9 protein-coding genes are annotated in these 10,866 nt (G+C 70.1%); 5 read left to right on the plus strand and 4 right to left on the minus strand.

The window, feature by feature from the left end; translation table 11 throughout:
- Positions 1–844: phosphoribosyltransferase domain-containing protein (locus tag ABZ281_RS19775; protein WP_356657163.1), on the minus strand; the 844-nt coding region annotated here is incomplete at its 3' end.
- A gap of 50 nt (positions 845–894) precedes the next feature.
- Positions 895–2,061 (minus strand): HpcH/HpaI aldolase/citrate lyase family protein, encoded by a 1,167-nt coding sequence (locus tag ABZ281_RS19780; RefSeq protein ID WP_356657165.1) that lies wholly within the window; start codon positions 2,059–2,061, stop codon positions 895–897.
- A 228-nt stretch (positions 2,062–2,289) separates the two neighbouring features.
- Here ABZ281_RS19780 and ABZ281_RS19785 point away from each other — a divergent pair, with 228 nt between their 5' ends.
- Together ABZ281_RS19785 and ABZ281_RS19790 are read left to right on the plus strand one after the other, a co-directional pair.
- Positions 2,290–3,198: a TerD family protein gene (locus ABZ281_RS19785; protein ID WP_356657167.1), complete on the plus strand. Its 909-nt coding sequence runs from the start codon at positions 2,290–2,292 to the stop codon at positions 3,196–3,198.
- A 587-nt stretch (positions 3,199–3,785) separates the two neighbouring features.
- Positions 3,786–4,043: a hypothetical protein gene (locus ABZ281_RS19790; protein WP_356657169.1), complete on the plus strand. Its 258-nt coding sequence runs from the start codon at positions 3,786–3,788 to the stop codon at positions 4,041–4,043.
- Positions 4,044–4,194: 151 nt separating this feature from the next.
- On the opposite strand, the gene ABZ281_RS19795 is transcribed toward ABZ281_RS19790, so the two are convergent.
- Positions 4,195–5,202, minus strand: a complete 1,008-nt coding sequence (locus tag ABZ281_RS19795; RefSeq protein WP_356657171.1) for a LacI family DNA-binding transcriptional regulator — start codon at positions 5,200–5,202, stop codon at positions 4,195–4,197.
- Between the two features lie 321 nt (positions 5,203–5,523).
- Between ABZ281_RS19795 and ABZ281_RS19800 the strand changes: the two genes are divergently transcribed.
- The 3 genes from ABZ281_RS19800 (at position 5,524) to ABZ281_RS19810 (ending at position 10,001) form a co-directional block, all read left to right on the plus strand.
- Complete coding sequence (locus tag ABZ281_RS19800; RefSeq protein ID WP_356657173.1) at positions 5,524–6,558, plus strand: LacI family DNA-binding transcriptional regulator; 1,035 nt, start codon at positions 5,524–5,526, stop codon at positions 6,556–6,558.
- A 289-nt stretch (positions 6,559–6,847) separates the two neighbouring features.
- Positions 6,848–9,328, plus strand: a complete 2,481-nt coding sequence (locus tag ABZ281_RS19805; protein ID WP_356657175.1) for an RICIN domain-containing protein — start codon at positions 6,848–6,850, stop codon at positions 9,326–9,328.
- A gap of 466 nt (positions 9,329–9,794) precedes the next feature.
- On the plus strand, positions 9,795–10,001 hold the full coding sequence (locus ABZ281_RS19810; protein WP_356657177.1) for a hypothetical protein: 207 nt from the start codon (positions 9,795–9,797) through the stop codon (positions 9,999–10,001).
- Positions 10,002–10,069: 68 nt separating this feature from the next.
- Here ABZ281_RS19810 and ABZ281_RS19815 read toward each other — a convergent pair.
- Positions 10,070–10,866, minus strand: a 797-nt coding sequence (locus tag ABZ281_RS19815) for a 3-oxoacyl-ACP reductase (protein WP_356657179.1), incomplete at its 5' end; no start/stop codon positions are given.

Genomic DNA, 10,866 nt, shown 5'->3' on the forward strand with positions numbered 1-10,866 from the left:
GCGCAGTTCCCCGCGCCCGTGAAAGGGGCGTGCCGGCAACGTTCTCAAGGGGCGCGGGGAACTGCGCGACCGGCCACGACGGCGCCGCACCCGCCGACGATCCTTCCGACTCGTACCGCGCCACCAGCTCCTGCCCCTTCTCCAGCACCCCCTCGGGCAGCCGCACAGTCCCCGAAGCCGCTGCCACGAGATCCACCCGCGCACCGATCTCACGGGCGAACTCCTCCAGCCGCCCCGCATCCGCAGCGGACCGCATGTCCACCAGCGCCACCACGACGTACCGCCGCCGCGGATACCGCTGATGAAGATCGCGCACGGTGTTCAGCACCGTGTTCCCCGTGGAGAACTCGTCGTCGACCAGGACCAGCGGTCCGTCGCCGCCGAGCAGCGCGGGGTCCTCCGGCAGGAGCAGGTGCGACGTCGCGTGGGAGTGGGCCTCCTCGAAGCCGCCGGCCGTCGCGACACCGGCGACCGGGCGGCGGGTGGAGTGCAGGTAGGGGGCCAGACCCAGCCCGTCGGCGACGGAGTGGCCGAGGCCCGTCGCGGTCTCCGCGTAGCCGAGGACGACGGCCCTGCCCGCCTCCTCGGCGCCCAGCAGCTCCCGCACCCGGCGGCCGAGCTCGACGCCGTGGCCGTAGACGACGGACGGTGACTGCGGCACGTGCTTGCCCAGCACGTTGGACACCAGCAGATGGGCCCGCTTGGGGTTGCGGCGCAGTGCCATCCCCAGCAGGCCGGTCAGCCGGTCGTCGCCGACGAGCTCGACGCCGAGCCTCTCGGCGACCCAGCTGCCGGACCAGACGCGGTCGCCCTCGTCGCACACCTGATGTTCCCCCTCGTTCACTGCCTTCTCCGCCTTCTCAGCCTTCTCCGTGAATCCCCTGCGCCGTGCCGTCAGCCCGGCAGACCCGCCGCCAGCAGTTCCACGAAGCCGATGTCCTGGTTCGCCACGCCGAAAACCTCGGCCCGCAGCAGGGTCCGCTCCGCCCAGGCCCGGTGCGGCTTCACCTCGTTCATCTTGTTCGTGTACGCCGATCTCAGCACACCCCCGCCCCCGCGCTCGGGCCGCAGGATGTCCTGGGCGTCCGAGAACTCCTCGTGGCTGACGACCGACAGGGCGTGCACCGGCAGCACGTGCGAGGGGTGGATGCAGGTCTTGCCCAGCAGGCCGTTGGCATGGTCCAGGGAGATCTCCCTCAGCAGGCCGTCCATGGCGTGCTCAATCAGCTTCTCGCGCAGTTCCGCGGCCTGCACCTCAAGGAAGGGGCTCTGCCGCAGCTGCGGCTTGAACATGCGCTCCTGGACCCGGAAGTACTCCCACACCGGCCCGGTCACGGTGAAGCCGGTCCCGTCGGCGCGGCCCAGCATGTTCACCACGTCGGCGATCACGGACGCGACGATCTGCACGTCGTAGGCCGTCATGTCGGGGCCCCTGCGCAGCCCGTAGGAGGAGCAGAAGTCCGTCACGCCGAGGCGCAGGGCGAGCACGCGGTCGCGGTACTTGTCGACCGCCCGGGAGATGCCCTCCAGGGTCTCCACACGGGACTCTCGGTAGAGCAGCTCCGGGGACTCCAGCACGGGCATGGCGAAAAGGCGACGGCCGCTTTCGGTCTCGGCGGTGGCCAGGGCCTCCAGGAAGGGGATGCCGCGTTCCTCGGTGAACTTGGGCAGGACGAATCCGGACAGCTGCCGGACCGCGGGGCCGAGGCGGCGCACCAGGTCGGGTATCTGCTCGGGGGCGCGGACCCGGATGAACAGCAGGGGCAGGTCGGCGTCCGGGAGGTCGTCCAGGGCCGTGAGCTGGTGGACGAGGTTCTCCTCGCCGGGGCCGACGTCCGCGTCGTCGATGGAGTCCTCCAGGCAGAGCACCATCGAGACCACACCGCGCCCGGCCTGCTTGAGGACGTCGTCGGCGAGGCGCGGCCTGGTGGCCGGGCTGTACAGCGTGGCGCCGAGGGCGGCCGCGAGCAGCCGGGCCGGGGAGTCCGGGGTGAACGCGCCCGGCTCGCGGTGGAAGAGACGCTTGCGCACCTCAGGGGCGACGTGCCCGAAATGACGCATGAAACTCCCCCGTGGTGGTGGTGCGACCTGCGAATCGATGAAAGCTGGCCGGTAAGAGTACGTAGATGTCCATGTCACAGGTTCCCATGAGGCATGAATTTCAGGTAACGCGGGCAAGCACAGCCAGGCCCGGCCATGACGACGGTAGTCCCCGACGGCCGTCGCCGCCGCTCGTGACCGCGGCCCCCCGCGTTGTCGTGAGCAGGACCGAGAAGGCAGGATGACCGCATGACGCACGCGATGCTGAAGGGGTCGAACGTCCCGCTGGAAGCCACCACGGTGCGCGCCGTGCTGCGCTGGACACCCGGGCAGGGGGTTCCGGACGTCGACGCCTCCGCGCTGCTCCTCGGTCCCGACGGCCGTGTGCGCTCCGACGAGGACTTCGTCTTCTACAACCAGCCCCGGCACCCGGCCGGAAAGGTGTGGCGGCTCGGCAAGAAGCGGGTCGTTGAGGGCCTGACCGACACGATCCAGACAGAGCTCACCGGTGTCGAGTCGGGAGTCAGCCGGATTCTGCTCGTCGCATCGGCGGACGGCGTGACGTTCGACCGCGTCCAGGCCCTGCGCATTCTGCTGTACGACGCCGCGGACACCGGGGCGGAGGCGCTGGCGTACTTCGACGTCAAGCCGGAGACGGGCGAGGAGACCGCGCTGATCTGCGGCGAGCTGTACCGGCGCGGGGAGGGCTGGAAGTTCCGGGCGCTCGGCGAGGGCTATTCGAACGGGCTGAAGGGGCTCGCGACCGACTTCGGCATCTCGGTGGACGAGTCGGAGGTGCTGGAGGAGGCGACCACGACGGTCCCCGCGCCTCCCACCACGAACACGCCCGCGCAGCCGACGACCGCCGGCCCCGCCCAGCACTCCCCCGAGGTCTCCCTGCCGCTCCCCCCGGAGCAGCCGACCGCGGTGCCCGCGCAGTCCGGGTACGGGTACCCGCCGCAGCAGCCGCCGGCGACGCAGCCGGCCTACGGCTACCCGCAGCCCGCCGGCCCGCCCGCGTACGGCTACCCGCAGGCTCGGGCCGCGGCGGGCGCCGCGGGGGCGCAGACCGACTACGGCTACCCGCCGCCGGTCACGGCGGCCCCCGACCCGGACTTCCGGCTGCCCCCGCAGGGCCCGCAGTTCATCGGGCGCTAGGGCCCTTCTGATGGATTTCCGTGGAGGAAGGAGCGGTGTTCGGTGCGTGCTCTCGGCGTGCCGGGCGGAAGCCCTCGTAGCGGAGCTACTAGGGCTTTTGTCCGGTGCGGCGAGTGGGGGTTACCCCCTGCTCGAGCGGAGTCGAGAGCTTGGGGGAGCGTGCCGGGCATCGCGACGCCGCGGAGATCCATCAGAAGGGCCCTAGTGATCTGAGTCGGAGATATTCGGGCAGATCTCGCGAGCTGCTTGGCGTGCCGGAGGTCAGATTCCACCACGCCGGTCCGGACCTATCGGCCGCACGGCATTCGGCTGACGGCCTCCGATCTGACGAGGAACCTCTGACACGGGTCACTAGGCCCGCGACAACCACTGCCCGATGTCCCAGCCGCGCCCCGGCGTGCACTTTGCCACCTGCCACGACGACGTACGGGACGTCCTCACCGACCACGAGGCGTACTCGTCCGTCGACAACTTCGCCCTGGAAAGCGGTGGCACGGCGGCCGACCTGCCAGCGGCGATGATCACCACGTGGGACCCGCCCGACCACACGGCCCTGCGCTCGTCTCAGGCGCTGGTTCGCTCCCGCCGTGCTCCACAAGCAGGAAGCACGCGCCCGCGACATCGTGACCGACGTCCTCGACGGACAGACCACTCCGATGACCTTCGGCTACGGCATCCACACCTGCCTCGGCGCACCACTGGCCCGGTTGGAGTCCCGCGTCGTCTGGAACAGTTGCTGGAGCGCTTCCCCGAACTGCGGCTCGCTCGCGGCTACCGCCGTGAGCCCGCTCCGGGCCTGGTCATGGTCCGCCGCCCGGCTCGGCTCGGCATGTGCTCTGATCTGAGCAGGGCTTCTCCCGAGGACGGCACCGTGCTCATCGGCTACGGCGCGCTCGGCAGGTCGGAAGACCGTCGCCCGCCACGAGGACGTCGGGCGGGCCGCGGAGCAGCTCGGGGCCGCACAGCCGACGCTCACCACGCGATCAGCCGGCACCGTCATCGAGGGGGTGTGCTTGCCCGCAGAACGACGTTCGTGGCGACCGGTACGATCCGCGGGGCGTCATCGTCGGAGAGCGCGAGCTCCATCGCACGGAGCCCGACCTGCTGCAGAGGAACGTTCACGGACGTCAGCTCCGGGACGACGTCCACCGCCGAGCCGATGTCGTCGAAGCCGGCGACGGCGATGTCCCGGCCAGGGACAAGCCCGGCGTCGCGGAATGCGGTCATCACACCGATCGCCATGACGTCGCTGACCGCGAACACGAGTTCCGTGCCGTCCAGTCCCTGCTGAACGAGCTCCCGGGCCGCCGCACAACCCCCTCGGCGGCTGAACTCAGCGTCCACCACCAACCGGTCGTCGACGCCGATGCCGAACTCGCGCAGGCCGTCCACGAAACCGCTGCACCGGTCACGGGACGTCCTGAGTGCGGATCCTGCGCGGACCACCGCGAACCGCCGGTAGCCGAGCCCTACCAACGCGCGGGCAAGCTGCCGCGCTCCACCGTAGTTGTCGATACTGACGGTGTGGAACGGCAGGTCGTGCTGGCTGATCAGGACTACGCTGCCACCCGCTTCCCGGTAGGCGCGGAGCTCCTCGACGAGTGCGTCGCGGGCATCGGCGCCGTCGACGCGGCTGCCGGTCATGATGATGACGCGGGGGCGCATGCCGCGCAGCGTCCCCACGATCTGGAGTTCACGCTCCGGGGAGCGGTCCGCGACCGCCATGGTCACGATGAGTCCGGCGGCCTCGGCTGCCTGCGTCACACCTGCCGCGATGGAGGAGAAGTACGGGTCGTCGACACCGCTGACGACCAGCGCGGCGATGTTCGTCGAACCCCGCGCTATCGCCTGGGCGGACAGGTGCGGCGCGTAGTCCAGTTCCGCGGCCGCGGTGAGCACACGGTCGACGTTCTCCTGCCGGACGTTGCGGACGCTGCCGTTGAGCACCCGCGACGCCGTCGCCTGTGAGACGCCCGCCGTCCGCGCCACATCATGCAGGGTCACCTGGCGTCCCTCGGACACGGCCTCCCCGCGACGCCGTACAGGCGCTGCCGCTCCCTCTTCCATGCCGCACATTGTGCACCGAGCCGCCCAGCGCCTGGAAGTCGCGGAATCACTACCGAGGGTCACTCCGTAGGCCGTGTGCTTACTGCGCCGCACATGCGTTGCGGAATCCAACCGGGCCGACTCGACCACCTTCGAGCCGGGCGACCGTATCCCGAGTCGGTCAGCGGCATTTTCGTCCACACCTCGGCGACCTGGCCGGGGATATCCTCGGGTAGCGTCGGCGGCGGCTCGTTTTCGTGGTGCGGGAGGGACGGCGCGATGCCCCATTCAGCCAGACCGACCGTCACCCTGCGTGACGTGGCGGCGGCCGCCGGTGTGTCGGTCCCGACCGCGTCACGCGTGCTGGGCGGCAGCTCCCGGACGGTCGCGGAGGAATACCGGCAGCGGGTCCTCTCCGCCGCGGCCGCATTGCGCTACACCCCGGACGCCTCGGCCCGGGCGATGCGGCGCGCGAACGACTCGGTCGCGGTCGTCGGCGACGACCTCACGACCCCGACGATGGGCATGGTCGCCGCGGCGATGGAACGGCGAGCGCGCGACGCCGGGGCGTTCGTGACCGTCTCGTCGACCCACGGCACCGCCGAGCGCCAGTTCGAAACCGTTCGGTTGCAGCGTGCTCTGCGGCCGCGTGCGCTCATCCTGACCTCGAGCCGCCTCGACACGGACGCCCTCGGCGGGCGCCTGCTCGACGAGTTGCTCGGCTACGAACGCGAGGGCGGCCGGGTAGTGATCGTCGGCGACACCGACATGCCGTTCGACTCCATCAGCTTCGACAATCACGGCCCCGCGAAGGAACTGGCCACCTACGTCGCCGGGGCGGGGCACCGGCACGTGACGATCCTCGCCGGCGCGCGCGGGCGGGGGAACGTCTCCGCCCGCACCGCGGGCTTCATGGCCGGGCTCCGCGACGGCGGCGTCGAGAAGCGGCACATCCGGATCTCGCACTGCGCGGTGAGCCGCCAAGGAGGCTTCGACGCGGCGCGGCAGCTGGTCGCCGAGGGGCTGGAGCTGCCCCACGCGGTCCTCGCCGCCAACGACACCATCGCCATCGGCGCGATGTCCGCCTTCCGAGCTGCCGGGGTGGCGGTGCCGGACGACGTCTCGGTGACCGGCTTCGACGACCTCGAGCTCGCGATCGACGTGACACCGCGGCTCACGACCGTGTCGTTGCCGCTGGCGCAGGCAGGTGCCGAGGCGGCCCGCCTCGCGCTCGCGGATCGTGCGGGAGCGGAGCATTTGATGATGCGCGGGCAGGTCGTGGTGCGCGACAGCACGGCGATCCGCGTCGTCTGAACCGCCCTCGAGTCCGACCGCACCGCCGGGTCACTCCGGCCGACACACCCAGGGCCCTCGGGCCACCGGAACGTCGCACCAAAGATGCGTTTCTTGCGTGTTTACCGACGTCTTGACGCCTTCGGTCACAGACGGGCACACTGCGCGGGAATGCGGAATACGATTTCCCGCCGACGCTGGGCGCCTACCTCCGGGGGCGCCCCACCTCTGCAATCCGGCGCGAGGCACCCGGACGGAGTCCCGGTGCAAGCCTCACTCACACCCGCACCCCCTCCGAGGAGGATCTCCCGTGCACGACGTCATAGGGCTGCCTGACAGGCACATCAGACGGCTGGCGGCCCTGGCCGCCCTGTTCATGGGACTGGCCCTGCTGACCAGCCGAGCAGTGTCGCCCGCGTATGCCGCCACCGACACGGCCATCACCGTGGACGGCACCAGCGGTGGACGCACCTTCGACGGCGTGGGCGCGATCAGCGGCGGCGGCGGCAACACCCGCCTCCTGGTCGACTACCCGTCCACCCAGCGCAACCAGATCCTGGACTACCTGTTCAAGCCCGGCTACGGCGCGGCCCTGCAGATCCTCAAGGTCGAGATCGGCGGTGACACCAACTCAACCGACGGCTCCGAGGCCAGCTTCGAGCACTCGAAAGGCGACATCGACTGCAACGCCGGCTACGAGTGGTGGGCGATGGAGCAGGCCAAGGCCCGTAACCCCGACATCAAGCTCTTCGCCCTGGCCTGGGGCGCCCCCGGCTGGATAGGGAACGGCAACTTCTACTCGACGGACGGGATCAACTACCTGATCGACTGGATGGGCTGCGCCAAACAACACGGCCTGAGCATCGACTACCTCGGCGGCCAGAACGAGAAAACGTACAGCGCCTCCTTCTACGAGAACCTGAAGTCGGCCCTGGCCGCGAACGGCTACACCTCGACCAAGCTGGTCGGCAGCGATGAGACCAACTGGAACATCGCCACCGCCATGAAGACCGACAGCGCCCTTAACAACGCCGTGGACATCGTCGGCGCGCACTATCCCTGCACGTACGCGTCCGCGATGACCACCTGCTCCTCCTCCGCCGACGCCCAGTCGCTGGGCAAGCAGCTCTGGGCCAGCGAGAACGGCTCGGAGAACGCCGAGACCGGAGCGGCCCCGGTCGCCCGTGCCATCAACCGCGGCTACCTCGACGCCAAGCTGAGCGCGTACATCAACTGGCCCATGCTGGCCGCCGACTACCAGAACCTCTACTTCCACGACCAGGGCCTGGTCACCGCGAACCAGCCGTGGTCCGGCGCCTACAGTGTCTCCCGCACCGCCTGGTCCATCGCCCAGACCACGCAGTTCACCTCACCCGGCTGGAAGTACCTCGACAGCGCCTCCGGCTACCTCGGCGGCGACCGCGCGGGCGGCAGCTACGTCAGCTACGCCGCGCCCGACAAGAGCGCCTGGAGCACCGTCTTCGAGACCATGGACGCCACCGCGTCCCAGACGGTCACCCTCGACATCGCCGGCGGCCTGCCCGGCGGCACCCTGCACGTGTGGTCCACCGACCTGTCACAGCCCGGCGGCGCCACCCCGCGCATGGTGCAGAACAGTGACCTGACCGCCAACAACGGCACGTACACCCTCACCCTGGACCCCGGTCGCGTCTACACCGTGACCACCACCACCGGCCAGGGTGCCGGAACGGCCACCTCGCCCGCGCGCAACCGGCTCGTCATGCCCTACTCGGACTCCTTCGCCGGCTACGGCACCGGACAGGAGGCGAAGTACTTCGCCTCCATGAACGGCGCGTTCCAGGCCGCCCCCTGCACCGGGGGCCGCACCGGCCAGTGCCTGCGCCAGACCGCAGCCCAGAAGCCGATCGTCTGGTGGTATCCGGCCACGAACGCCCTCCAGCCCTACACCCTCATGGGCGACGTCGGCTGGAGCAACTACACGGTCAGCTCCGACGTACTGCTGGAGAAGAGCAGCAGCTCCGCAGAGCTCCTCGGCCGTGTCGGCACCCAGACGAAGTTCAGCGCCGGGGGGATGAACGCCTACCACCTGCGCCTGTCCGACACCGGCTCCTGGTCGCTGCTCAAGACCGACACCGCCGGCAACAAAGCGTCGAACTGGACCACCTTTGCCAGCGGTACCGTCACCGCTCCCGGCACGGGCACCTGGCACAAACTGTCGCTGACCTTCCAGGACAGCACGATCATCGCCAAGATCGACGGGAACACCGTCGGCACGGTCACCGACACGAGCTACGGTGCGGGCCTGGCCGGCCTGGGCACCGCCGGCTACTACCCCGTCGAATACTCCAACTTCTCCGTCACCCATGAGCCGGTCAGCGACCTGTCCGGCACCTACAAGATCATCAGCGTCAGCACCGGCAAGGTGCTCACCGCCTACAACGGTGGAACCAGCGACGGCACGCCCGTCGTTCAGAAGACCGACGCGAACAGCGGCAGCCAGCAGTGGAAACTGGCCTACACCAGCGGCGGCTACCTCACCGTCACGGGTGTCACCAGCGGCAAGTCCCTCGACATCAACGCGGCTTCCACCTGGCCCGGCACCCAGTTGCAGCTGAAGACCCCCAGCGGGAGCGTCAGCCAGCAGTGGCTGATCGCCCCGGGCGACAGCGGCAGCTACACCATCGAGTCCCGGTCGAACGGGTACAAGGTGGACGTGTACAAGGGTGGGACCACCGACAACACCCCCATCGACCAGTGGTACACCAACGGCGGCAGCAACCAGCGCTGGAAGCTGGTCAAGGTGGCATGACCGACTGAGCAACCGAGCCCTTGGGTGGGGCAGGGCTTTCCGTCAGGGGCCTCCACAACGCTGACGTTCATCTGCTCGAAACCTTGACGCACTCGATCGCCGCTGGGCACACTGCGCGGAATACGTTTTCCCGATGCGCCCCGAGGGGCAGGCATGACGTTCTCGAAGGCCCGCTGCACATCCGGGAGGGCCCGCGTCGGCGCCGCTTCCGGAACCGGGGCCGGAGCCGGTGGCGCCACACCGCTCCGGGCAGTCCGCGGAACCGGGAGTGCCCGACCCGCCGGCCCGGCCCGCCGAGCCTCCGGCGCCCTCCGCCGCACGCCCTGTGCCCCTTCAGGAAGCGCCGTTGGGACGCCTTGTAACGAACTAGTGCCGGTTGGCGTGGCGGCCTGGATCCGAGGTCTGGGGCGCCGGTTAGACTCACCCGGCTGTAAAAAGATCATGTTGACGGGGTGAATTCCATCCGATGAGCGACGCCAGCACGAACCAGCCGCGTACTTCCCCCAAGGACTCCGACGAGCTCCGTCCAGGGGGGACCCCCACCGTCCAGCAGTCCTCCACCGGCCCCGGCCGGCACCGTGGTGAGGTCTCCACGCAGGACGGCGAGACGGCTCCGCGCGGACGTCACCGCAAGCCGGTGGCGGAAACCGAGCAGGCCGTGACTGCGGCCTGACGGCACGTCAGTCACCAGACGGCGAACGGCCCTTCCCGCCACCAGCGGGGAGGGCCGTTCCATGTCCTTCACCCGCGTTTGAGGCCCAGCACCTCCGCCGCCGCGAACGTCTCCCCGGCCGGCCGGTCGGCGTAGTACGGCCCGAGGGCGGCCTCCAGCTCGTCGTAGGTGAAGGTGTCCTGCTTGCTGTCGAACTTCGCGGCGACCCGCGGCCGATCGACGACGGCGACCATCCCGCCGTGCACCACGAGGAGCTGCCCGTTGACGTGGGCGGCCGCGGGTGAGGCCAGGAAGCCGACGAGCGGGGCGACGTGCTCGGGGGCGAGGGGATCGAGGCCGGCCCCGGAGGGCTGCTCGATCCCCGCGAAGACGTCCTCGGTCATCCGGGTGCGGGCCCGGGGGCAGATGGCGTTGGCTGTGACGCCGTACCTGCCGAGCGCGAGGGCGGTGGAGGTGGTGAGACCGACGATCCCGCCTTTGGCGGCCGCGTAGTTGGGCTGGCCGGCGGAACCGGCGAGGAACGCCTCCGAGGAGGTGTTCACGATCCGCCCGAACACCGGCTCCCCGGCGCGCTTGGACCGCTCCCGCCAGTGCGCGGCGGCGAACCGGGTGGTGTTGAAGTGTCCCTTGAGGTGCACGCGCAGGACGGAGTCCCACTCCTCCTCGGCCATGGAGAACACCATGCGGTCGCGCAGGATGCCCGCGTTGTTGACGAGGATGTCGAGCCTGCCGAACGCGTCGACCGCCGAGTCGACGAGCGTGCGGGCCTGTGCGAAGTCGGAGACGTCGCCGGTGTGCGCGAGCGCGGTACCGCCCGTCGCCCGGATCTCGGCGGCGACCTCCTCGGCGGGCCCGGCGGACGCCT

It is taken from the genome of Streptomyces sp. NPDC006265 (assembly GCF_040613555.1).
Classification (GTDB): Bacteria; Actinomycetota; Actinomycetes; order Streptomycetales; family Streptomycetaceae; genus Streptomyces.